This is a genomic window from Pusillimonas sp. NJUB218, from assembly GCF_003788685.1.
Classification (GTDB): Bacteria; Pseudomonadota; Gammaproteobacteria; order Burkholderiales; family Burkholderiaceae_B; genus Neopusillimonas.
This window is the reverse complement of the sequence record NZ_NQMK01000003.1, coordinates 271,367-295,395: the sequence shown is the minus strand read 5'-3', so window position 1 is coordinate 295,395 and position 24,029 is coordinate 271,367. Positions and strand designations below refer to the sequence as shown.

Annotated in this window: 25 protein-coding genes; 14 read left to right on the top strand and 11 right to left on the bottom strand. The window is 56.1% G+C overall.

The genetic code is table 11. The features are described 5' to 3' along the window. Positions 1–33: 33 nt before the first annotated feature. Genes CHR62_RS06375 through CHR62_RS06360 form a run of 4 tightly spaced genes read right to left on the bottom strand, consistent with a single transcriptional unit; the run spans position 34 to position 3,108 of the window. Positions 34–348, bottom strand: coding sequence for a non-heme iron oxygenase ferredoxin subunit (locus CHR62_RS06375; RefSeq protein WP_123660384.1), 315 nt, complete (start codon positions 346–348; stop codon positions 34–36). 7 nt (positions 349–355) lie between these two features. Then, positions 356–829: an aromatic-ring-hydroxylating dioxygenase subunit beta gene (locus CHR62_RS06370; RefSeq protein ID WP_093971007.1), complete on the bottom strand. Its 474-nt coding sequence runs from the start codon at positions 827–829 to the stop codon at positions 356–358. A gap of 2 nt (positions 830–831) precedes the next feature. Beyond that, positions 832–2,094 (bottom strand): aromatic ring-hydroxylating dioxygenase subunit alpha, encoded by a 1,263-nt coding sequence (locus tag CHR62_RS06365; RefSeq protein WP_093971006.1) that lies wholly within the window; start codon positions 2,092–2,094, stop codon positions 832–834. A 27-nt stretch (positions 2,095–2,121) separates the two neighbouring features. Then, complete coding sequence (locus CHR62_RS06360; RefSeq protein WP_123660383.1) at positions 2,122–3,108, bottom strand: 2Fe-2S iron-sulfur cluster-binding protein; 987 nt, start codon at positions 3,106–3,108, stop codon at positions 2,122–2,124. Between the two features lie 107 nt (positions 3,109–3,215). On the opposite strand from CHR62_RS06360, the gene CHR62_RS06355 reads away from it, so the two are divergent. Then, positions 3,216–4,148 carry a LysR family transcriptional regulator gene (locus CHR62_RS06355; RefSeq protein ID WP_123660382.1) on the top strand — a complete coding sequence of 311 codons (933 nt, stop codon included), beginning with the start codon at positions 3,216–3,218 and terminating at the stop codon, positions 4,146–4,148. Between the two features lie 59 nt (positions 4,149–4,207). Here the strand turns inward: CHR62_RS06355 and CHR62_RS06350 are convergent, their stop codons facing one another. Beyond that, positions 4,208–5,383 (bottom strand): ABC transporter substrate-binding protein, encoded by a 1,176-nt coding sequence (locus CHR62_RS06350; protein ID WP_123660381.1) that lies wholly within the window; start codon positions 5,381–5,383, stop codon positions 4,208–4,210. Positions 5,384–5,425: 42 nt separating this feature from the next. Further along, positions 5,426–6,508 (bottom strand): aromatic ring-hydroxylating dioxygenase subunit alpha, encoded by a 1,083-nt coding sequence (locus CHR62_RS06345; RefSeq protein WP_123660380.1) that lies wholly within the window; start codon positions 6,506–6,508, stop codon positions 5,426–5,428. Positions 6,509–6,647: 139 nt separating this feature from the next. Here CHR62_RS06345 and CHR62_RS06340 point away from each other — a divergent pair, with 139 nt between their 5' ends. Beyond that, a complete protein-coding gene (locus CHR62_RS06340; protein ID WP_123660379.1) occupies positions 6,648–7,325 on the top strand; it encodes a TetR/AcrR family transcriptional regulator in 678 nt (225 codons plus the stop codon). Between the two features lie 38 nt (positions 7,326–7,363). Here the strand turns inward: CHR62_RS06340 and CHR62_RS06335 are convergent, their stop codons facing one another. The 4 genes from CHR62_RS06335 to apaG form a co-directional block, all read right to left on the bottom strand. Next, positions 7,364–8,068: a DsbC family protein gene (locus CHR62_RS06335; RefSeq protein ID WP_370318043.1), complete on the bottom strand. Its 705-nt coding sequence runs from the start codon at positions 8,066–8,068 to the stop codon at positions 7,364–7,366. A gap of 94 nt (positions 8,069–8,162) precedes the next feature. After that, a complete protein-coding gene (locus CHR62_RS06330) occupies positions 8,163–9,329 on the bottom strand; it encodes an FAD-dependent monooxygenase (RefSeq protein ID WP_123660378.1) in 1,167 nt (388 codons plus the stop codon). Beyond that, on the bottom strand, positions 9,326–10,609 hold the full coding sequence (locus CHR62_RS06325; RefSeq protein WP_093971001.1) for a murein transglycosylase A: 1,284 nt from the start codon (positions 10,607–10,609) through the stop codon (positions 9,326–9,328). Before CHR62_RS06325 ends, CHR62_RS06330 begins: the two co-directional genes overlap by 4 nt. A 38-nt stretch (positions 10,610–10,647) precedes the next feature. Beyond that, on the bottom strand, positions 10,648–11,022 hold the full coding sequence (gene apaG / locus CHR62_RS06320) for a Co2+/Mg2+ efflux protein ApaG (protein WP_093971021.1): 375 nt from the start codon (positions 11,020–11,022) through the stop codon (positions 10,648–10,650). A gap of 80 nt (positions 11,023–11,102) precedes the next feature. Between apaG and rpe the strand changes: the two genes are divergently transcribed. From rpe to CHR62_RS06275, 9 genes are all read left to right on the top strand, one after another. Next, on the top strand, positions 11,103–11,801 hold the full coding sequence (rpe, locus tag CHR62_RS06315; protein ID WP_173862538.1) for a ribulose-phosphate 3-epimerase: 699 nt from the start codon (positions 11,103–11,105) through the stop codon (positions 11,799–11,801). After that, positions 11,795–12,487, top strand: coding sequence for a phosphoglycolate phosphatase (locus tag CHR62_RS06310; RefSeq protein ID WP_093970999.1), 693 nt, complete (start codon positions 11,795–11,797; stop codon positions 12,485–12,487). The genes rpe and CHR62_RS06310 overlap by 7 nt, the downstream gene beginning before the upstream one ends. Before the next feature lie 224 nt (positions 12,488–12,711). After that, positions 12,712–14,232, top strand: a complete 1,521-nt coding sequence (trpE, locus tag CHR62_RS06305) for an anthranilate synthase component I (RefSeq protein WP_123660377.1) — start codon at positions 12,712–12,714, stop codon at positions 14,230–14,232. Between the two features lie 18 nt (positions 14,233–14,250). Further along, on the top strand, positions 14,251–14,814 hold the full coding sequence (locus tag CHR62_RS06300) for an aminodeoxychorismate/anthranilate synthase component II (RefSeq protein WP_093970997.1): 564 nt from the start codon (positions 14,251–14,253) through the stop codon (positions 14,812–14,814). Positions 14,815–14,832: 18 nt separating this feature from the next. Next, positions 14,833–15,867, top strand: coding sequence for an anthranilate phosphoribosyltransferase (gene trpD / locus CHR62_RS06295; RefSeq protein ID WP_093970996.1), 1,035 nt, complete (start codon positions 14,833–14,835; stop codon positions 15,865–15,867). Next, positions 15,864–16,652: an indole-3-glycerol phosphate synthase TrpC gene (trpC, locus tag CHR62_RS06290; protein ID WP_093970995.1), complete on the top strand. Its 789-nt coding sequence runs from the start codon at positions 15,864–15,866 to the stop codon at positions 16,650–16,652. Before trpD ends, trpC begins: the two co-directional genes overlap by 4 nt. Further along, entirely contained in the window at positions 16,652–17,125 is a 474-nt protein-coding gene (locus tag CHR62_RS06285) for an HIT family protein (RefSeq protein ID WP_123660376.1), read from the top strand. The genes trpC and CHR62_RS06285 overlap by 1 nt, the downstream gene beginning before the upstream one ends. Next, complete coding sequence (locus tag CHR62_RS06280) at positions 17,122–17,847, top strand: uracil-DNA glycosylase (protein WP_123660375.1); 726 nt, start codon at positions 17,122–17,124, stop codon at positions 17,845–17,847. Before CHR62_RS06285 ends, CHR62_RS06280 begins: the two co-directional genes overlap by 4 nt. A 370-nt stretch (positions 17,848–18,217) precedes the next feature. Beyond that, positions 18,218–20,050 (top strand): DEAD/DEAH box helicase, encoded by a 1,833-nt coding sequence (locus CHR62_RS06275; RefSeq protein WP_123660374.1) that lies wholly within the window; start codon positions 18,218–18,220, stop codon positions 20,048–20,050. 82 nt (positions 20,051–20,132) lie between these two features. On the opposite strand, the gene CHR62_RS06270 is transcribed toward CHR62_RS06275, so the two are convergent. Further along, on the bottom strand, positions 20,133–21,029 hold the full coding sequence (locus CHR62_RS06270; RefSeq protein WP_093970992.1) for a LysR family transcriptional regulator: 897 nt from the start codon (positions 21,027–21,029) through the stop codon (positions 20,133–20,135). A 120-nt stretch (positions 21,030–21,149) separates the two neighbouring features. On the opposite strand from CHR62_RS06270, the gene CHR62_RS06265 reads away from it, so the two are divergent. From CHR62_RS06265 to CHR62_RS06255, 3 genes are all read left to right on the top strand, one after another. Beyond that, the gene (locus tag CHR62_RS06265) at positions 21,150–21,848 is read left to right on the top strand and encodes a pirin family protein (protein WP_123660373.1); all 699 of its coding nucleotides are present in this window, start codon (positions 21,150–21,152) and stop codon (positions 21,846–21,848) included. A 72-nt stretch (positions 21,849–21,920) separates the two neighbouring features. Further along, a complete protein-coding gene (gene wrbA / locus CHR62_RS06260; RefSeq protein ID WP_123660372.1) occupies positions 21,921–22,559 on the top strand; it encodes an NAD(P)H:quinone oxidoreductase in 639 nt (212 codons plus the stop codon). Positions 22,560–22,730: 171 nt separating this feature from the next. Further along, positions 22,731–24,008, top strand: a complete 1,278-nt coding sequence (locus CHR62_RS06255; protein WP_370318042.1) for a class I SAM-dependent methyltransferase — start codon at positions 22,731–22,733, stop codon at positions 24,006–24,008. Positions 24,009–24,029: the final 21 nt, after the last annotated feature.

Genomic DNA, 24,029 nt, shown 5'->3' with positions numbered 1-24,029 from the left:
ATTTTTTTATGGTGACCGCCATGTCGTTTTTATTTAGTCGGCAAGCTCAACCCACACACGGCCGTTTTCAATCTTGACCGGGTACGAACGGATGTTTTCGGTTAAGGGCTCGCACATGGCTTTGCCGTTACGCACATCGAAACGCCCCTGATGCAAGGGACATTCGATTTCAAAGTCCTCAAGAAAACCATCGCACAAGCGTGCATGACCATGACTACAGATATTGTCGGTAGCATAAACGGCACCCTCAACACCATAAATAGCAATTTCGCGGCCGCCGGCATCGACACCAACCACATCATCTTCGGGGACGGCGTCAGCCGCCAGTACATCAATCCATTGCGTCATAAAAACCTCAAATGGGATAAATAATTGAGTTGGGGATCATTTCGGAGTCGTAGATACAAGCGCGCGACTTGAACTTTAGCCCCTTGTCTGTGACAACAATACGATCCAGGTAACGACCCACGTTAAACACCGTGGACTCGCCATCGAGCTTGGTACGGAACACCGCGTAGTTGGCCTCGGACTCGATCACGCCGTTTTCGAAACTGAGAATACGGGGCGCGCCGACGACATGGCGTTGGTAGTAAGGGTCGTGAAACAGCGTTTCGACAATGCCGTAAGCGCGATCTTTGAGCATGTTCTTGCTGATGAACCACATCGTGGCCAGCGGGTAGCCACGCTCGTGGTTTTCGCGCGGCTGCACTTTATATTCACACTCTTCTTCAAAGAACTCGGCCCACTCGTCCCACTTCTCGGCATCGATCACCGAGGCGTAATCCGCGTACAACTTGTTCAGGTCCATATAGGTTTGAACGTCAATCATGCTCAAATCTCCATTTGTTTGCGCCAGTACTCATACATGCCGCGGATCAATGTTTCGGTCACCATGTGCTCGGTATTTTCTACGTCATAGCCGCCCAATTCGGCCACGGCACGGTGATACGGTTTTTGCTCGAAGCCCATTTGCGAAAACTCGATAACCTCGCCATCGTCAGCCGATACGAAGCCTGCCGGGCCGAACAGGTTGGCCTGCACCAGACGACGCTGCGTCATTTCGGGCGTGTCGTCCTCAAAACCAAAGTGCGTCCAGACAAAATCGAAGGAGCCTTCGTCGTTGGGTTGAATGTGACGCGTTGAGACGCTATTGACCTGCTGCTGGAAAATCACGCTTGGGAAAATCGTCATCATGACGGCAGTCGGCTCGCCCCACCAGTCTTCGTGCACGATGTCGAGCAAACGTTTGTCTTGCACCTGCATGCTTTCTTTAAACGACGTAACCCCCTGGGTGACCTCGTTTTTTGCGCCGGCATTACCACGCGTGGAAATCATGGCGGCGTGGCGGTGACGATCGTCCATACGCAGCGCTGACTTATTGTCGGCACGCCACAAGCCGTAAGTCACGAACCAGGTATGCAACAACCCGGGGTGATAAGGGTCTTTGATGTTCTCTTGCATCAGCTTCCAGTTGCCCGGAATACGCTGACGGTTGTAGCCCAGAATGTGCAGCTTGCGACCATTGAACAGGCGGTCGAAATATTTCAGCATTTCAGGGCCAAGGTAGTCTTCGAAGGACTCGACATCATGATCAAAAGAAGCAAAGACCACACCACCGCGGGTGGCGACCTTCAATTTGTTCAAATTATGGTCTTTGGTCTTGAAGTCTTTCGGCATACCGCCGTGAACTTGGCCATCTTTTTTCACACCGCGCAAAAAGGGTACGCCCTGCAGGTCGCCTTTCAGGCTGTAGTTCCACTGGTGATAGGGGCAAACCAGCTCTTTGGCGTTGCCGTTACGCTTGCGGCAAAATTGCATGCCTCGGTGCGCACAGACGTTTTCAATAACGTTGATACCGCCCTCGGCGTCACGTGTCATGATGACGGAACGTTCGCCAATAAGCGTGCGCTTGAAATCACCCGGGTTGGGGACTTCGGCTTCAAGGCCCACATAACACCAGTGATTGTTATAAAACAAGCGCTCAAGCTCTTGTTTATAGATGTCTTTGTCGGTGTAGGCCCAAAACGGGATACGGCTACTGCCTTCACCTTCCCACTTGGGGTCACGAGGAAACACCTCTGGAATAGTACTCATCATCCTCTCCTTGCTAATCGGCGCCGGTTAGCTGGCGCTGGCGTAAAACGCGTCGGCATAAACATGCTCGGGGGCCACCCCTTTACGCGTCACCAATAATGTTGCGGCATCCACCATAGGCGGCGAACCACATAAATAAACCCGAAAACCTTCCAGTGACGACCAATCAGCTTCGACTGCGTCTGTCACCAATCCGGTCCGTTGACCGTCTGCTGCAGCGCCCACGGCGACCACCACGCTGACTTTCAAATTGGCATACTGCGCCTGCAGCTGGGCCAACACATCAGTGCAATAAACGTCAGTTTGTGAGCGGACCCCGAAATACACGTGGATGGGGTTGGTCATGCCGCTTTCGAGAGCCCCACGCACGATAGACAATACAGGCGCCAATCCGGTACCACCCGCAATGCACAACATAGGGCCCTCGTGCTTGCGTCGCAAATAGGCTGTGCCCAGTGGCCCTGTAACGCGGACGGCATCGCCTGGCTTCAAGACTTGATCGACATAGCCGCTGACCCGACCGTCGGGGACAATACGAACATGGAACTCAAGGTGGTCATCGGTATACAAACCAGCCATCGAATAAGGGCGAATATGGTCAGGCGTAAATTGAAGCGAGACGTACTGGCCCGGCGAGTATTCGATGGGCTTGGCCGGCTTTAACACGACACGTCGGATGTCGTGAGTGGCTTTTTCGACGGCGACGACCGTTGCCTTGATGATGCGAGCCGGGTGGTTGACCACCTCATCGGGCTCGGGGATTTCGATGGTGCACGACTCGGTAATCGAGCTCATGCAGGCCAGGACATAGTCATCGGCGTGTGGATTGGTGAGCGTTGCCTCTCGGCCCGATTCGAGCACCTGACCCTTGAGCACTTTACAGCGGCATGTGCCGCAGCGGCCCGCCATACAACTATATGAAATGGGCACATTGGCGGCGCGCAAGGTTTCCAGAAGATTCACCCCTGAATCGACCGACAGCGTCTGCCCCAACGGCTGGATATGTAACTCCATGATTCGTCTGATAGTTTTTATGGGTTTATACAGGGGATCGAGTATATAGAACGAGACTTCATTAACCTATAGAATGTGATGAATAAGGGCTATAAGCGATGTGAATAATGGACTTGAAAGACATAGATCTAAACCTGTTGGTCGTTTTTAACTACCTGCTGACTGAAGGCAGCGTGTCGGCCGCAGCCGAAAAAATGAACCTCAGCCAGCCCGCCGTCAGCAATGCACTCCGGCGCCTTCGCACCCTGACGGGTGACGAGTTGTTCATACGAACCTCTAAAGGCATGGAGCCCACCCCCTATGCGGCGCAATTAGCCGAGCCCATCACGTATGCGCTCAGCACTTTGCACGACACACTAAATCAACGCGCCTCGTTTGATCCGTTGGCCAGCCGCCGAAAATTTGTCATTGCCATGACCGACCTGGGCGAAATTACGTTGCTGCCACGCTTGATGGACTTGCTAAGCCGCACTGCCCCCGGCGTTACGATCAGCACGGTACGCAACACGCACGACAGCCTGAGCACAGAAATGGAAGCTGGGCATGTCGACCTGGCGATTGGCCTGTTACCCCAGTTGAAAACTGGCTTCTTCCAGCAACGCCTGTTCATGCAGCGCTATGTCTGTCTGATGCGGGCCGAACACCCCTACGCGGGCACAACCATAAGCAGCAAACAGTACTTCGACAGTGAGCACGTACAAGTGATCTCGGCCGGCACCGGCCACGCCAAACTGGATGAGATCATCGACAGCACAGACAGCAGGCGCATCGTCAAGCTACTTGTGCCGCACTTTGTCGCGGTCGGCCACATACTCAGCAACACCGACCTGATCGCTACCGTGCCCGAGCTTTATGCCCTGCATTACGCCAAGCCCTTCAACCTTACTTACGTCGACCATCCCATCGCTTTGCCCAAAATAGGTATCAACTTGTTCTGGCACGCCAAATTCCACAAAGAGCCCGGCAACCAATGGCTGCGTAAGATCATCTTCAACCTGTTCTCGGAGGCAGTTCAGGGCGCCCCCGAAAATGCGGTCTAAAACCCAACACAAAAGAAGGGCACTACCTGCGGCAATGCCCCCCCCTTTCCAACCAAGACTTATTTCAACGGGCACTGCGCGTGATAAGCATCTTGGTACGATTTAAACGGCGTACCAATTGTCTTGAGCGTCAAGCGACCCTTATCGTCTTTAACGACTTCCATGACGTGCATCCCCTGCTTCGGAAAGTTGTTGTTGCTAAAGCTGAAATCGCCCCGAACTGAGTCGAAGTCTGCTTCCTTAAGTGCTGCCATGAAAGCAGGTTTATCAGCGACATTCCCTTTGACTTTGGCAATGGCCGAGTCGAGCAACAAGGCAGCGTCGTAACTTTGCGCCGCGTAATTAGAAGGAATACGCCCGTACTTTGCCTCGAAAGCCTGAACGAACTGACGGCTTTGAGCATTGTCGAAATCAGGTGCCCAAAAGCCACCGCTGACAATACCCAGTGCCGTATCGCCGATTGCGGGCAGCGACAGTGCATCTACAACGAAGGTCGTTAATAAGGGGTATTGATTCATCAACCCTGCCTGAGCATATTGCTTGGCAAACGCCACCCCAAGACCGCCCGGAAAGAACGCGAAAACAGCATCGGGTTTAGCCGCGACAACCTGGGACAACTCGGCCGAAAAGTCAATTTGCGTCAATGAGGTATACAGCTCCTCGGCAAGTGGTTCTTTGTAGTAGCGCTTGAAGCCCGAGACAATATCTTTGCCCGCCTGATAATTTGGCGCCAGCACAACGACATTTTTGTAGCCTTTATCCGTAGCGTACTGGCCTACCGCTTCCGCGGCTTGGTCGCCCTGCCACGACGTGATGAACTGATAAGGCGAACACTGGGCACCTGCAATTTGCGACGGGCCTGCGTTCGAGCCAATCAAAAAGACTTCGTTCTCTGTAATGTACTGATGAATGGACATCATGATGTTTGAAAAAGATATCCCGGTGATGATGGGCACTTTTTCGCGCTCTACCAAGCTGCGCGCCACCTGCTTGGCGACATCAGGCTTCATCTGACTGTCTTCCCGGACCAGGGTAACAGGCACGCCGCCCAGCTTCCCGCCCTTTTGATCCAACAGCAAATTAAACCCGTCGAGCTGATCTTGTCCGACACCGGCCGTAGGCCCCGATAACTCGCCAATAAAACCAATTTTTATAGGGTCTTGAGCAACAGCAACACCAGCCAATGCCAAAGATAATGCCGACGCATACAGCGCCTGTTTAAACATATTTTTCATGCTTGCCTCCTCGAAGGAATAGTTTTTGTCTTGCTTTACGCTTCAGGCGTTGACCGTCTGCCCTGCGGTGACGTTAACTTCTGCTTTTCGTTGCGTCGCTCTCGCGGCCTCATCCTGCAACATCTTCTGGATCGCCCGACGCATACGCACCGGACCCGCATCGACGCTAAGCAAAACAGGCTTCATATCCCAGAAATCGTTATCGCCGATTTCAGCTTGCTGGGCGTCAATCATGGGTCGATCCTGCATCTCAAATGCGTATCGACGCAGCGTACGGAACTTCTCGTCTGTTTCAGGTGAAAGCTGCGTGCCAGGCGGCATGGCCGCCGCAAAATGATAGTGCGTCGACTTCTCGGTTTCGGGCGTCAGGATGTGAATGCCGTAATACCAGCCATACCCTTCGCGCTCGCCACCCGGCGAATGAACACCTGTATCCAGCAAAAAGCAGCTCGGCGGAATCCAGCGCATATTCGTCCACATATCGACTGGCTTGCCATCTTGCTTATATAGCAAGTCGAAAATGCCCGGCACAGATATGTTGGGCATCCAACGATTACAGTGGATCTCATTGCCAACCTCTTTGAGCACTTGATCGGCACCGACCTGCTCGGGGCTGCCCAAATAACCATCATGCAAATAGGTAATGTGGCTCAGATCAAGCAGGTTTTCACCCATCAGCTCGTAGTTCGACGGGATCTGCAAATAGCCAAAGCTGGTTTGGAAGCCATCGGTGCTATCTAGCACGCCATAATCAGGAATAGCATCAAACGCTGCGGGCTCGTCGCCCATCCAGATCCAGATCATGCGGTGCTTTTCGGCGACGGCGTAGCTTTTAACGCGCGCCGCCGCAGGTATTTTTCCGTCGCCGTGAGGGTTCTTGACGCACTTCCCGCTGCAATCAAACTGCAGGCCATGGTAGGCACACTCAATGGCATCGCCCACCAGCTTGCCCATATGCAACGGAATAAATCGGTGCGGGCAACGATCTTGCAAGGCCGTCACCTCGCCATTAGCTTTACGGTAAAAAACCACCTTTTCGCCCAGCAACTGCCGAGCAAACATTTCACCGGGCTTTACATCAGTTGCCCAGCACGCCACGTACCAGGCATTTTTTACGAACGCCATCTCGGTCTCCTCCTTGATGTTTGTGTATTTTTTGGATAATTTATCACAAACAGAGCAGTCGGTATGTTTTTTATTTACTCCGAAATTACCCTATATACCGATATAATCGGCACGACATAACCCGAGACAAAGACGTCCAATGACCAGAATAAAAAGCACCGGCGTCGCGCCCAAACCCGCCAGACGCACGCAAGAAGACCGAAGCAGAGAAGCCAAAGACAAACTGCTCAAAGCCACCATCGATGTGCTGATGCGGCAGGGTTACAGCCGACTGACGACAAAAGAAGTTGCAGTGACTGCCGGGCTGTCAAATGGGGCGTTAGTACACCATTACGCATCCAAAGCCGAACTGGTCATCGCCGCGACGGCGTCGGTTTACGACGAATGCATTGAGCGCGGCCAACGCGTTGCCCGATCGCCCGAAGCGACGCAAAACCCCATAGAGGGGTTTATTACAGACTGCCTAAGCGTTTACTTCGATTGGCCGTACTTGGCGGCCATTGAAATTATCGTGGCGGCGCGCACCGACCCGGAGCTGATGGAGCGCATTATCCCGGTAATGCAGAACTACCGAAACACCACGAATACGGTCTGGTTAAAAGTATTTCGCGAGGCGGGCTACACACCCACCCAAGCCAAAACCATTCTGAACCTCACGCTGAATATGATTCGAGGCATGGCAGTGCATCGGCTCTGGCAAACCGACAGCAGCTACTTCGACACCTATCTTAAAGAATGGGTCAAGACAATCAAAAGCCAGTTCCCGCCAGCGTCATCGAGCGTGCGCAAAGGGCTTAAGAACGACCCACAAAAATAACCCAGAGCGCACCCTGATGACGGCACCTGCCAAAATGCCTAACGACGCGCCACAGCATCAGTAACGCTGTCGAGCTTCTCAACCAGAGCCTCGAGCGGCATAGCACCATTAACCCGAGACCCATCGGCAAAGAACAAGGCCGGCGTACCACGAATGGTCATTTGCTGGCCAAGCGCCAGAATATCTTGCACAGGGGTTTCGCACTGAGCTTCGGGCGGCACAACGCCGTCAAGCATCCAGTTGCGCCACGCGGCAACGCGGTCGGGGGCACACCAGATATTACGCGCCTTGTCGTGCGAATCTGGTGACAAGATGGGGTACAAGAGCGTATACACCGTAATGTTGTCGACGTCGGCCAAGGTTTGGTGCAAGCGTTTGCAGTAACCGCAATTGGGGTCTTCAAACGCAACCAGCACGCGTTCGCCATTGCCCTTGACCTGCTTTATCGCCAGATGAAACGGCAACTCGTCAAACGGCACCTGACTTAAATCGGCCAGTCGCTTTGACGTCAAATCAACGCGTGATACCGCATCGATAAGTGAGCCCTGCATCACATAAGACACATCGGCGTCGCTATACAGTAAATCCATCCCTACCTGGACTTCGAAAAGGCCGGGGAAAGGGGTCTCACGCACCGCAGTAATTTCAATCCCCGGGAAACGGGTTTCAAACCGGCCTTTAACATCGGCCAAGAGGTTTGTTGATTGTGTTGGAACAGGCTGCGCGTGCGCCCCCGAATACATGGCACTCAACAATACGAAACCTACCAGCGCCAAGTAACGCCGAACGACAGAAAACATATGGACTCCAGAAATTGAATCAGAGCATGCGCAAGGACTAGCGCGACGCCCCTTGTATAAGTCGCCGCTTGACCCAGGGCAAACGATCGACTAACTGCATGCCCAGATTACGCACCATGACGACAGGCGGCGCCTGTACCGCAAACAGGCGGTGCAGACCATCGGTTACCGTACGCATGGCCAAAACGGGTTCGGCCCGCGCGCGACGGTAACGCGACAAAACACGCATATCGCCAGGTGACCGGTAAGACTCTTTAGACACCAACACGTGTAAGAGTTCCTGCACATCGCCCAACCCAAGGTTAAGCCCCTGACCAGCCAGGGGGTGAACGCGATGCGCCGCGTCGCCCACAAGCACCACGCCGGGCGCAACCATATCGCTGTACTCGCAAAACAGCGGAAACGCGTACACCGCACTACGAACGGATATCGTGCCCAAATCGTGTCCAGCCAAAACTTTCAGACGCAACGCAAGCCATTCGGCCCGAGCCGCCGCGTCAAGCGCCATCAGGGTATCGGCCTGGTCTTGAGGCATAGACCAGACCAGAGACACCTGATGAGCGTCGGACGTATCGGGCATGGGTAAGAATGCGATGATGCCGTCAGAAGTAAACCATTGAAATGCCGTACCTTGGTGGGGCCGATCGACGCGCAAATGGGTAACTACGCCGGCATAACCATAAGGTTTGGAGTGGTGGGCGATACCTGCGGCCTGACGAACCACTGACTGCCCGCCTTCGGCGCCAATGACGAGAGGCGCAGAGATAGACTTGCCCGATGCGAGGGAAACACCGCGTTGGGCAAAGTTTTCAAACCGGTCGTCGAGCCAATTCACACGAAAGAGCTGAACAGCCTGACGCAATACACGTTCGAGCTCATCAGATTCGATAATCCAGGCCAGTTGGTCATGCGCAGCCTGCCAAGCGTTCAAGCTTACCTGGCCACTGGCATCGCCATAAATTTGCATGGACTCCACCGCGGTAATCCGCTGCGGGTCGAGCATGTCCCATACCCCCTGCTCGGCCAAAAACCGCTGACTAGCCGGAGACAAGGCATACACGCGCGGGCAATACACCCCGGGTGCCTTGGATGGCAAGGGCTGCTTCGGCGCGACAAGCACGGTGTCGAGCCCTGCCCGCGACAAGCCCAGCGCCGCTGAAAGCCCAACGATTCCGGCACCGCAGACAACAATCGGGTCACTCATCGCGCGGAAGGCGCTCCGGCCTGCTTGGGCCACAGCACCCACATTTCGCCGGATTGCTTCATACGACCCGCGCGCGCGCCAGCCTCGTCACCAAAGCCCCAATAAAAATCAGTTCGGGCTGCCCCCTTGATGGCCGCGCCGGTATCTTGCGCAAACACCAGACGACGCAACGGCTGCTGAGCGGCCGGGTATGTTGTCGCCAGATAAACAAGGCTGCCTAACGGAACGAAAGCGGGATCGATAGCAACTGCGCGTTCGCCAATCAGCGGAATACCGTAGGCGCCCTTGGGCCCAAGTTCGGCGTCGGAAATACGCTCTTCACGGAAAAACACCATGGCCGTGTTTGCATTGAGCATTTCTTGAATGCGGCCCGGATTACGCTTTGCCCAAGCCTTTATGTTTTGCATGGAGGTTTGCGCCAACGGCATTTCGCCTTGATCGGCCAACCACTTGCCAATGGACGCATACGGCCGACCGTTGTGATCGGCATAGGCCAGACGAATGGTTTCGCCATTAGGCAGCAAGGCACGGCCCGAACCTTGAATTTGCAGGAAAAAAGCTTCGACAGGATCATTTGCCCACACAATGACGGGCGGCTGCTTTTCGGCGCCGGCAATCTGGGCGCGGGTGTCGTAGGGCACAACCCGCTTGCCTTCGAGCTTACCGCGCACCCGTTTACCGGCCAGCTCGGGGTAAACCGACCCCAAGTCAATCGTCAGCAGGTCGTCGGGTGCGGCATACAGTGGCCATTGATAGTCGCCGCCACGCGTGCGTGACGCCCGAATCAAAGGCTCGTAGTAACCCGTTACGGTGTTGCGGGCCAACTTGCCTTCGCTATCGAGCAGGCGCCAGGGCTGCAAATGAGTTTGCAGGAACTCGCGCACCCATTGCGTATCGGGTCGACTGTTTTCAGGCACACCAGCACGTTCGACCTGCAAGCACACCGGCTGCCAGGCACGGGGTGCGGCGCGCGCCGGTAACGCCAACGAACCGGAAACCGGCCGCATCAAACCTTTACAATTGTTGACCAAGCCTTTCCAGACCGACGCGAGATCGTCTTCGTTCCAGCCCGGCAAAGCCCCCCAGCCCACGGCCTGAAACTTGCCGGACAGCGGCCGGACGGCGGTTTCCCGCAAAACAGATATATCGGGCACCCGCAGTGGACGCTCGGCAATATCGGGGGTAGGCTCGGCACCGGGCGCAGAAACGGGCGCCTCGGGCGGGACACTGGTACAGGCTGCCAGCAGGACCAGCAGCAGAGGGAGAAGACGTTTTTTCATGAGTCGGCAGAAAGCAAAGACACAAGCCCGGTACAATTTCAATGCAAGGTGCGCGGCATGGCCAGCACAAATTCGGGGATTTCAGCCTCGAACGGAATACCATTATCGCCGACGCAGTGATAAGCGCCTTTCATGGTGCCGAACGGCGTTGGCAAGGGGCACCCGCTGGTGTATTCGAAGGTTTCGCCTGGTGCCAGCAACGGTTGCTGGCCCACGACACCCAGCCCCCTGACCTCTTGCACGTTTTGCCGGCCATCGGTAATTACCCAATGACGGCTGATGACTTGTGCGGCGTGTTCGCCATTATTGGTGATGCGTACGGTGTAGGCAAACACAAAATGCTGTTTGTCCGGGTCAGACTGTTCTGGGAGGTACTGCGGAGTTACGGTAATGCTCAGGTCGTAAGGCTTCATAAAGATTCCAATGGCACTCACCTGCAATAATGTCATGTATCAACCGGAAGATGTCCGGCTTACCCACAGGTTTACTGATTATGTCTACATCTAACACCCGAATTGCACCCAGCCTGTTGTCGGCTGACTTTGCCCGCCTGGGCGAAGAAGTGCGCAACGTTATCGACGCTGGCGCCGACTGGATTCACTTTGACGTCATGGACAACCATTATGTTCCCAATCTGACGATCGGGCCGATGGTTTGCGAGGCGATCCGCCCCCACACCAAGGCACCCATTGACGTTCATCTGATGGTAGAACCAGTGGACGACATTATCCCGCAATTTGCAAAAGCAGGCGCCGACGTTATTACGTTTCACCCGGAAGCTTCGCGGCACCCTGACCGCACCCTGTCGCTGATCCGCGACCATGGGTGCAAGGCAGGCCTAGTCTTTAACCCGGCTACCCCCCTGCAATGGATGGACTACGTCATGGACAAGCTGGACATTGTTCTATTGATGTCGGTAAACCCGGGCTTTGGCGGGCAAAGCTTCATCCCGAATACGCTGACCAAACTTAAACAGGCCCGCGAAAAAATTGATGCCTGGCAAAGTAATGGCGGCCAAGCCATTTTGCTGGAGGTTGACGGCGGCGTAAAGGTCAACAATATCGCCGAAATTCGCGCAGCCGGCGCCGATACATTCGTCGCCGGCTCGGCCATATTTGGTCAGCCCGACTACCGTCAAGTCATTGAAAACATGCGGCGCGAAATCGCACGGGGCGAACAGCAGGCATCATGACATACGCAGCTGTACTTCTCGATCTGGACGGCACGCTGGTCAACTCCATTCCAGATCTGGCTGATGCCACCAACGCCATGCGCACCGAAATGGGCTTATCGCCCCTACCGCTCGACGTTATTGCGACCTATGTCGGCAAAGGGGCCGAAAACCTGGTCCGACGCGCGCTGTCATCAGGCTTCGACGACGACCTGCCAGAAGAAACCGTCACCCAGGGCCTGACGTTATTCAAACGACACTATCACATCGTTAACGGCACCAAGTCGGCGGTGTACGAAGGGGTTGTCGAGGGGTTGGTACATTTGCGCGATGCCGGCGTCCCCATGGCGGTTGTCACAAACAAGCCCGCAGAGTTTACCCACCCGCTTTTGCTGGCCTGTGGGTTAAGCCGCTTTTTTGAGCACGTCGTTTGCGGCGACACCTGCACCGAAAAAAAACCGCACCCCATGCCGCTTTTACACGCTTGCTCATTGCTTGACGTAGCGCCGGAAACCGCTATCTTGATCGGAGACTCGGCCAACGACGCGCTGGCTGCGCAAGCTGCCGGCATATCGGTATTTGCCGTCCCCTACGGGTACAACGAGGGGCAAGACGTGCAAAACCTGAAAGTCGATGGTATAGTTGCCTCGATTGACGTCGCAGCAGCTCGCATCACGGGTAGCGCGGCACCTGTCTTTACCGAATAATTTCAGCAAAAATTCATGACGTTTACCGCTATCCGCATCACAACACCCGGCGCCTATTGGCGCTGGTGGCGTTCGTGTTCCGGGTAACGGTCAATCGTCTCCTGGTGCAAAAACCAGCTGTTTTTGTACCACCAGCCAACTGAATCCAGCCCGGAACGCTCTGCGTAGCCGGGCTTTTTCGTTAAGGGTCCCGGCGCGTGCAAACCTAACCACCGAGACCTTTTATGACCGAAATCGAATTCAATGCACTGGCCGCCCAAGGCTTTAATCGTATTCCGCTTATCGCGGAAACCTACGCCGACCTGGACACCCCGTTAAGCATTTACCTGAAACTGGCATACAACTCTCCCGATGGCGGGCGCAACAGCTGCCTGCTCGAGTCGGTCGTGGGCGGGGAACGCTTTGGACGCTACTCCTTCATTGGCCTGCCAGCAAAAACCGTCATCCGCGCCAGCGGAAACACCACCGAAGTGCTGCACCAGGGCAAGGTGGTCGAAACCCACGAAGGCGACCCGCTGGCCTTCATCGAGCAATACCAGGCCCGCTTCAAGGTAGCGTTACGCCCGGGTATGCCGCGCTTCGCGGGCGGTTTAGCCGGCTACTTCGGATACGACACCGTTCGCAATATCGAATCGAAGCTGGGCCCGGCCGTCAAACCCTTCCCCGCCGGGCAAGGCAAAGGCACGCCCGACCTCATGCTGCTGCACATTGACGAATTAGTCATTGTGGATAACCTGGCAGGTAAAACGTACCTGCTGGTATACGCAGACACCCGTCAGCCCGAAAGCTATGTACAAGCCAAACGCCGCCTCAAAACATTGCGCGAGAAGCTGCGTACGCCTGTCACGATTCCGTATGCCTACGCTAGCCTGCAAACCGACTGCCACCGCAGCTTTGCCAAAGAAGACTACTTGCAAGCCGTGCTTCGCGCAAAAGAGTACATTGCGTCAGGCGATGTCATGCAAGTACAAGTCGGCCAGGTCATCGCCAAGCCGTTTCGTGACTCTCCCCTGTCGCTCTACCGCGCCTTGCGTTCACTCAACCCGTCGCCTTACATGTACTACTGGGATTTCGACAGCTTCCATGTCGTGGGCTCATCGCCCGAAATTCTGGTGCGACAGGAAAGCGTGACCGAAGACGATAAAACGCGCTCGGTCGTCACTATTCGTCCGCTGGCAGGCACACGCCGTCGCGGCGCGACCCCGCAAGAAGACCAACAACTGGCCGAAGAGCTCCAAGCTGACCCGAAAGAGCGGGCAGAGCACGTGATGCTGATTGACCTAGCGCGCAACGACGTCGGCCGTATTGCGGAAACAGGCAGTGTCAAAGTGACCGAAACCATGACCATCGAACGCTATTCGCATGTTCAGCACCTGGTGTCAAACGTAAGTGGCACGCTGAAGCCGGGACAAAGCAATATGGACGTTTTGCGCGCGACTTTCCCGGCCGGCACCCTGACCGGCGCGCCCAAGGTACGGGCGATGGAAATCATTGACGAATTGGAGCCGGTGCGCCGTGGTGTGTACGGCGGTGCCGCTGGCTACCTGAGCTACAGCGGCGAAATGGATGTCGCCATCGCCATTCGTACTGGCGTCATCAAGGACGGCATGCTTTATGTGCAAGCCGCCGCCGGCATTGTGGCGGATTCCGACCCGGAAAAAGAATGGCAGGAAACGGAAGCCAAGGCGCGCGCCGTCATTCGCGCCGCAGAAAAAGTCCAGTTTGGTCTGGACGAACCCGTCTGAACGCCACCGGAGATAGCCATGCTGCTGATGATCGATAACTACGATTCGTTTACCTACAACCTTGTGCACTATTTTGGCGAGTTGGGCGAAGACGTGATGGTGCTGCGCAACGACCAAACGACGCTGGAAGAGATTGACGCGCTCAACCCCGACCTGATCTGCATTTCCCCCGGGCCGTGCTCGCCTGCAGAGGCAGGCATTTCGGTTCCGCTAATACAGCACTTTGCGGGACGCAAGCCGATTTTGGGCGTCTGCCTGGGACACCAGGCCATCGGCGCGGCCTTTGGCGCAAACATTGTGCGCGCCAAAACGCTAATGCATGGCAAGACATCGGCCATTACGCACGACAACGCCGGCGTTTTCGCCGGCTTGCCCTCACCCTTTACGGTGACGCGCTATCACTCACTGGCCATCGAACGCAGCAGCCTGCCCGACTGCTTGGAGATATCGGCGGAAACCGACGACGGCGAGATTATGGGCGTGCGTCACAAAACCTTACCCATTGAGGGCGTACAGTTTCATCCCGAATCTATTTTGAGCGAGCACGGGCATGACCTGCTTCGCCGATTTCTTACAATGTAAATAACAGGATCACCGAACATGAAAAACATTTCAATCCAGGAAGCGCTGACCCGCTGCATTGAGCATCGCGAAATTTTCCACGACGAAATGCTGCACCTGATGCGCATGCTGATGCGTGGCGAGATGTCGCCGCAAATCGCGGCGGCGCTCATCATGGGCTTGCGCGTCAAAAAAGAAACCATTGGCGAAATCACCGCTGCGGCGCAAGTCATGCGCGAGTTCGCACTTAAAGTAGAAACACCCAATCCCGACGACCTCCTGGACATGGCAGGCACGGGCGGCGATGGCAGCAATACATTCAATATCTCTACCGCCGCCATGTTTGTAGCCGCAGCAGCTGGGGTCAAGATTGCCAAACATGGGGGTCGAAGTGCGTCGTCGTCATCAGGCAGCGCCGACGTTGTTGAGGCCCTGGGCGTCAATATCGCCTTAAGCCCCGAGCAAATTTCAGAGTGCATTGCCGAGACCGGCATTGGCTTTATGTTTGCGCCTGCACACCATGGCGCCATGAAAAATGTAGCGCCCATTCGTAAAGAGCTGGGTGTCAAAACCATTTTCAATATTCTGGGGCCGCTGACAAACCCGGCCGGCGCCGGCAACCAGCTCATGGGTGTGTTTCACCAAGATTTGGTCGGTATTCAGGTGCGCGTACTGCAGCGCCTTGGGTCAAAGCACGTTCTGGTTATCCATGGCAAAGACGGCATGGACGAAGCCTCTTTGGGCGCCCCCACCCTGATCGGCGAACTGAAAGACGGCGAAATCAACGAGTACGAAATTCACCCCGAAGACTTTGGTATTACCATGACGTCCAATCGCTCGATCAAGGTCAACAGTCGGGACGAATCGGCGGCGATGATCAAAGAGGCGCTAGCTAACGTTGAAGGCGCTGCCCGTGATATCGTCGGTTTCAATGCCGGGCTGGCCATTTATGCCGGCAATGGTGCGGCCACGCTCAAAGACGCTGTAAAACAGTCTTTCGAACTCATTGCTAACGGCGCAGCCCTCGACAAACTGAATCAGTTCAGCGCATTTACACGGAAATTCCAGTCATGAGTGACATCCTTCAAAAAATAATTGATACCAAGAAAACTGAAGTCGCCACCGCCCGCCAAATGCGCAGCGAAGCTGACGTGCTGCGCGAAGCCGAAAGCCGCAAGGATGTGCGCGGCTTTTTAAGCGCCATGGAAAGCAAGATCCAGCACGGTAAGCCGGCGGTCATTGCAGAAATCAAAAAGGCATCGCCCTCGAAAGGCGTGATTCGCGAAAACTTCAACCCCGCTGAAATTGCAGCCTCCTACGCGGCACATGGCGCAGCGTGCCTGTCAGTACTGACCGACGTGCAGTTTTTCCAGGGGTCCTATGATTACTTGCGCCAGGCGCGCGCGGCGTGCTCGTTGCCCGTGCTTCGCAAAGACTTCATGATCGACCCTTATCAAATTGCACATGCACGGGCCATTGGCGCCGACTGTATTTTGCTGATTGTTGCTGCGCTAAGTCCCTCACAGCTGCACGAAATGGAAGCACTCGCCATGTCGTTGGGTATGGATGTTCTGGTCGAAGTGCATGATCAGGAAGAACTTGAAATCGCCCTGAAAATGAAAACGCGCCTTCTGGGCATCAATAACCGCAACCTGCGCACCTTCGAGGTATCTCTGCAGAACACCATCGACATGCTGCCGCTTATTCCTGCAGAAAAGCTGGTGGTGACTGAAAGTGCCATTTTGTCGCGCGAAGATGTCGACCTGATGCGTTCTCATCACGTCAACGCCTTTCTAGTCGGCGAGCGTTTCATGCGCGCCGAAGACCCCGGCCTGGCATTGAAAGAGCTGTTTTTCTAATGAGCGCCACACCTTCCTGCCCCCTGTGTACACGCAACCCGCTGGTCGAAATCTGGAGCGACGACCAGCTTCGGGTCACTGACGCACAAGACCCTGACTTCCCGGGCTTTACGCGGGTGGTCTGGCATGCCCATGTCAGCGAAATGACCGACCTGACCCACGCCGAACGCGAACACCTGATGTCGGTGGTGTGGGTCGTAGAAAGCGTACTGCGCAACGAGCTCAGCCCGGTGAAAGTAAACGTGGCCCAACTGGGCAATCAGGTACCTCACATCCACTGGCACGTCATCCCGCGCTGGCGGCTCGACAGCCGTTTTCCCGATGCCGTCTGGGCGCCGGCCCGCGAACGCACTCCCGAGCAAAACCTGGCCTGGGAGGTGTTTCAGGAACAGCAACTGAATCTGATGGCCGACTACCACCACGCTTTGCGCAACGCGCTCGAGCAATTACCGGGGTATCGGGCAGCGACATGACGCCTGCGAACCCGACAGACAACAGGTATGCCGGACCCCTGTCACCGCACATTGCCGGGCTGCCGGCGGCCTGGCGCGATATTTTGGCGCACACCGACGTTGCCGCCACATTAGCAGGCCTCGACGCCTTTTTAAACAAACGCCTGGCGGCCAACGCGGTGATATTTCCGGCACACCCCTTCCGGGCGTTGCAAGGGCTTGCTCCCGACGATGTACATGTGGTTATTTTGGGGCAAGACCCATACCACGGCCCCGGGCAGGCACATGGTCTAGCATTTAGCGTACCGGAACAATGCCCCTGCCCACCCAGTTTGCGCAATATTTTTACCGAGCTCAAGCTGGAGTTCCCCGACCGTCTAACCCTACAGTCTCACGACCTGAGCCGCTGGGCGCAACAAGGCGTACTGTTGCTGAATACCGTCTTGACGGTAGAGTCGGGCAAACCAGCATCGCATGCCCGGCACGGCTGGGAAGCCGTTACCGATGCGCTAATCCGCCGCGTGGCGCAAGGCACGCAGCCCAAGGTGTTTATGCTGTGGGGCAACCATGCCCAGCAAAAACGCGGGCTGATCCCCGACAATGCGTTCAACCTAGTGCTTTGCGCCAACCACCCGTCACCGCTGTCGGCTCGCCGACCTCCGGTGCCCTTTATCGGGTGCGGGCATTTTGCCCAAACCAACGCATGGCTGACCGAGCAAGGCCAGCGAGCCATCAACTGGTAAGCTGTATTGGCATTACGACACCCCCGGCGACTGTACGCCAGCCCTGCGGTACGCACGCAACATGACGAGCACGTTACAAATTAGTACTTTCCCTAATATTGTTGTGCGGGCTATACTCCGAGCACTGCAATAAAACGCGTCGACATTTTTATACAACCCGAGGGTTGTGTGCCAGCAGTTGACTGATTCGTCAGCACCCATGTCGGACGCCATCGCCCCCTGACCCCCAAGCCTTTTCCGTTGCGGTTTGCGCTAGCAAACCTGCTGCACTCCAGGTTGATTGGTCGGCACGATGCTTTCAATCAACCGGCCAACGGGTCATTTTGAACCCAGGCCAGTGTATGCCGTAAACAACGGCAAAGGAATACGCATGTCTTTTGAGAACCTGGGTCTCGTCCCTACCCTATTGTCTGCCGTCAGCAAAGCTGGCTTTACTACACCTACGTCGGTGCAAGCTGCCGCTGTGCCTAAAGCCCTTGAGGGCCACGACCTGATGGTGTCGGCGCAAACCGGCAGCGGCAAAACCGCCGCTTTCATGTTGCCCGCCCTGAACCGCATTGCACAAATGCCCGCCAACGCCGGTACAGGTGTTCAGGTACTGGTCTTGACCCCTACCCGCGAACTGGCCATGCAAGTAGCCGAGGCCACCAAAATTTACGGCGCGCACATTAAAGACCTTCGCACAGCTGTCGTTGTGGGCGGCATGCCTTACGGCGCCCAACTTAAAGCCTTGTCGCGTCGCGTCGATGTTCTGGTCGCAACGCCAGGTCGCTTGATCGATCACCTTCAGGCACGCCGCGTCAACTTGTCGACCGTACACACATTGGTGCTCGACGAAGCTGACCGCATGCTGGACATGGGCTTTATCGAAGATATTGAAACCATTGTGGCCAGCACACCGGCCGATCGCCAGACGCTGTTGTTTTCGGCAACGCTGGACGGCTCGATTGCCCGCCTGGCCGGCAAAATGATGCGTGAGCCGCTTCGTATCGAAGTATCGGGCCACAAAGAAAAACACAGCAACATTACGCAAAGCCTGCTTTATGCAGACGACAACAATCACAAACTGCGCCTGCTCGACCACCTGCTGCGCGACGCCAACCTTGACCAAGCCATTGTATTTACGGCAACAAAACGCGGCGCCGATGACTTGGCCATCCGTCTGTCTGACCAGGGCTTCCAGGCCGGTGCGTTGCATGGCGACATGAACCAGCGCCAGCGTACACGTACGTTGGGCCTGCTGCAAAAACGTAAACTGCGTATCCTGGTCGCCACCGACGTCGCTGCCCGCGGTATCGACGTTCAGGGTATCAGCCACGCGATCAACTACGACCTGCCCATGCAGCCCGAAGATTACACGCACCGCATTGGTCGTACGGGTCGTGCCGGCAACAATGGCTTGGCCTTCACGCTGGCTACCCATGCCGAACGCCACAAGATCCGTCGTATCGAGCACTTTATTGGCCAGCCTATTCCTTCAGATGTCATTGAAGGCCTGGAACCCAAGAAAACCGTGCGTCCCACTTACACCGATCGTACACCCGGCGGCAAAAAGCCTTACGGCGCTCGCGGCGGTTTTGGCGGCGGTAAGCCCAGCTACGGCAAACCCGAAGGTCGCTACGGCGACAAGCCTTCATATGGTAAGCCTGAAGGCCGCTTCGGTGACAAGCCTTCGTATAGCAAGCCTGAAGGCCGCTTTGGCGACAAGCCTTCGTATAGCAAGCCTGAAGGCCGCTTTGGCGACAAGCCTTCGTTCGGCAAACCCGAAGGTCGTTTCGGCGACAAACCTTCATATAGCAAACCCGAAGGTCGCTTTGGCGACAAGCCTTCGTATAGCAAACCTGAAGGTCGTTTCGGCGACAAGCCTTCGTATGGCAAGCCTGAAGGCCGTTTCGGCGACAAGCCTTCGTATAACAAACCTGAAGGTCGTTTCGGCGACAAGCCTTCGTTCGGGAAATCTGAAGGTCGTACTTCGTACAGCAAACCGGAAGGCCGCTTTGGCGACAAACCTGCGTTCGAAGGCCGTGCCCCGGCATATCGCGACCAGGACGCCGGCGCCCACCGTGGCCACTTTGGCGGCTCGAAGCGCCACGATGGCCCTGCTGCTGCGGCAACCGATCGCCCTGCACGTCCCCGCCCCAGCTTCAAAAAGCCTGCGGGAGCCAAGACAGGCGCAACCAGCCGCCCTTCGCGCTTCGCATAACACAAGCAAACGTGGGGCTACGCCCCACGTAGTTTGAAAAGACGCCCTGCAACCCTGGTCTTCCAGGATTACAGGGCGTTTTTTATTGCGGCACAGGACATCTCGCCCTGACGGTTTCTTGCAAGAGCTGCGCCAGTAAAGCAGTGGCGGGGCCGATGCGATCGGGGTTCCCGTAAATAAGAAACAGCGCCCCAAAACGCCGCTGATACGGCCCCAAGGCAAGTGGCACCAGTACGCCAGCATCAAGATCGGGCTGCACAATATGCGTGGGTAACCAGGCAAAAGCCAGCCCACCCACCACCATGGCCCGCGAGGCAGGAAAGCCACTTACGGTCCACCTGTGCGACGATCCCAGCCAGCCTTCGTTTCGTGGTTGCTTCATGCCTGAATCGCGCACCACCACATGCAAATGGCTTTTCAGGTCGTGCTCGGTCAGCATCCGCCCCAACTGATGCAAGGGGTGGTCAAAGCGGGCCACAGCAACAAACTCGATGTCGCAAAGCTTCTGCCCCAGCCGACCAACAGGCACATGCGCCGAGATCGCGATATCGGCCTGCTGTTCCAGTACGGCGTCTTCGGCACCCGACAAAACGACTTCGGTGAGCTGAACGCGGGTCGCCGGCGCACGGCCATTGAACTGGTGCATGGTTTCGACCAATGCTTGCGTGGGAAATGCCGCATCCACCACCAGCTTGAGCGTGGTCTCCCACCCTTCACCGATGCGCTGCGCAAGGGTTTCGATGCCGTTGGCTTCTGACAGCAAGCTTTGCGCGTATTCGAGCAATACCCTGCCTGCCTCGGTGAGTTCGGCCTTACGCCCCTGAACTTCAAGCAACACAACACCCAACTGTTCTTGCAACTTCCCCACCAGATAACTGATGGATGACTGACTGCGATGAAGCCGTTCGGCCGCCTGAGCATAGCCGCCATATTCGACCACCGCCTGAAAGGCCCGCCATTGCTCTAACGTTGTTTTCATCCACCCACCTTTACATCTAAAAATTCGATTGTTTTAATCGTAATTTAGCGATTTTTTATCTATTCATTTGACCATAAAATAGCCATAACGTCACTCAACGAAACAAGCCCGGAGGCCCAAATGATCGAGATTCGCAAAGCTGAAGACCGCGGCCACGCCAACTACGGCTGGCTCAACAGCCACCATACATTTTCGTTTGCCAACTACTACGACCCCGATCAAATGGGCTGGAGTGCACTGCGTGTCATCAACGACGATACTGTCGCACCCGCTCAGGGTTTTGGCGCGCACGGCCATCGCAACATGGAAATTTTTTCGTACGTGCTTGAAGGCGCTTTGGCTCACAAAGACTCTTTGGGATCGGGCTCGGTTTTACGTCCTGGCGACGTTCAGCTGATGAGCGCTGGCACGGGTATCCGGCATAGCGAATTCAATGGCTCGCAAGAGGCGCCCACTCATTTTCTGCAAATCTGGATCACGCCTAATGAAACAGAAACCGCGCCAGGCTACCAGGAACGCTTTTTTACAGAAGATGAAAAGCGTGGACAGCTTCGTTTGTTGGTCTCGCCAGAGGGTGAAGACGGCGCTTTGAAAATACGTCAGGACGCACGCATTTATGCGGCCTTGCTTGACGACAACGACGCCATAACGAAGCCCATCGACCCAGCGCGACACGGTTACGTGCATGTCGCCAAAGGTAAGGTCACGCTAAACGGCCATGCCTTGAAAGCCGGCGACGGCGCCCGGATTTTGGGCGAATCGACGCTAACCCTGGATAACGGGGGCGGTGCCGAAGTCCTGGTCTTTGACCTTCCTTGAACACCAAACCGCAAGGCCTGGCCTTGCTACCGCAACAACATCAACCCCAGTTTCTTTATAAGGAAATTTCACATGTCTAAAGTATTGGTGCTGTACTACTCGGCCTATGGCCATATTGAAACCCTGGCAAACGCCGTTGCCGAAGGCGCACGCACGGTTGCCGGCACTCAGGTCGACGTCAAACGCGTACCCGAGTTGGTACCCGAAGACGTGGCGCGCAACAACCACTTTAAAGTGGACCAGGCCGCGCCCGTAGCCTCGCCGGCCGAACTAGCGGACTATGACGCCATTATTTTCGGCACGCCGACCCGTTTCGGCATGATGTCCTCGCAGATGAAAAACTTCCTGGATCAGACCGGCGGCCTGTGGGCACAAGGCAAGCTGATCGGAAAGGTTGGCAGCGTGTTCACATCGACCGCCACTCAACATGGCGGCCAAGAAGCCACACTGCTGTCCTTCCATACCGTGCTTTTGCATCACGGCATGGCAGTAGTTGGCCTGCCCTACTCATTCCAAGGTCAAACCCTCAATGACCAGGTCAACGGCGGCACACCCTATGGGGCGTCTACCATTGCCAACGGCGACGGCAGCCGCCAACCCAGCGCCGTTGAGCTTGAAGGCGCCCGCTTCCAGGGCCGTCATGTCGCAGAAATAGCCTTGGCGCAAAAGCTGGGGCGTGAAGCCATGCAAAGCGCCACAGAGCTGGCCTGATCGACCGCCCGATTTAACACGCACTTTTTACGCGTAAAATCGGGCGCTATGAAGCAACTGGCCACTAAACCCGTTTTCCTGTCGCTGCTGCTGGCAATCATTCTTTGGTTCATCTTCGACAACTTTGTTGTCGCGGCGGCAGTCGGCCTGCTTGCGGGTTTTATGGTCTCTATGCTGTACTCGCTGCACCTGTTAAAGCAACAAGCGCAGCCCCCGGGCACTACCGCACCCGCTACGGCAGCTGCAGCACGCTCACCATCGCCGTCAACACAGACACCAACATCCAAATCCCCCATGTCGTCTTCGCTTCCCGAACCAGACCCCGCCGCCGCGCAGCACAGCGCCGCCCTGCACCGGCTTCTCGAAGCGCAAATCAAAGCGGCATCTAATGGGTTTTTGCCATTCGATCAGTGGATGCAATCGGCGCTCTACGCGCCCGGGCTGGGCTATTACGTCGCCGGTACAGAAAAATTTGGCAGCAATCTGCCAGTGGGCGACTTCACTACGGCGCCCGAACTCTCACCGTTTTTCGGCCAGACCCTTGCGCGGCAAATCGCCCAGGTGTTGCAGCAAACAAAAACAAACCAAGTGCTCGAATTCGGCGCAGGCTCTGGTGCACTGGCTGCGTCAATTATTCCGGCCTTGCAACAGTTGGGCATACAACCCTCGTACACCATTATCGAGGTCTCGGCCGACCTGAAATCACGGCAGCAAGCGCGTCTTGCCGACACTGACGCCAACGTGGTTTGGCTCGACCAGCTTCCCGAGGCCTTCGAAGGTTGCGTTATTGCCAACGAAGTCATGGACGCTATGCCAGTAACCCTCTTCCAATGGGATGAGAGCGGGAAACTGCAGGAAATGGGCGTTACATATAACGACGACTTCGAATGGGCCGTGCGCGCGGCATCACCTCGTCTGCAAAAGCTGGTAGGCAGCCGCATGCCGGCGTTACCGGGCTACCGCTCCGAGGTCAACCTGCAGGCCGAGGCGTGGGTAGCGGGCATGGGTGATTGGCTGCACAAAGGGGCCGCACTGCTTATTGACTACGGTTTTCCTCGTCACGAGTATTACCACCCGCAACGCGCTGAAGGCACGCTGATGTGCCATTACCGGCACCAGGCACATGCCAACCCGTTTTTATACCCTGGCCTGCAAGACATCACCGCCCACGTCGACTTTACCGCCATGGCCGACGCAGCGCTGGAGGGCGGGCTCGACGTCCTGGGCTATACGTCTCAGGCGCGCTTCCTGATCAACGCCGGGCTGCCAGCGCTTATTGCCGACATCGACCCAGCCGACCCGGTGGCGCATGCCCGCCAAATAGGGCCTGTACAAAAACTGTTGTCAGAAGCCGAGATGGGCGAATTATTCAAGGTGCTGGCAATTGGTAAAGACATCGACGGCCCGCTGCTTGGCTTTATGCAAGGCGACCGCCGCGACCGGCTCTGACTGACTGGCATTACCACCACA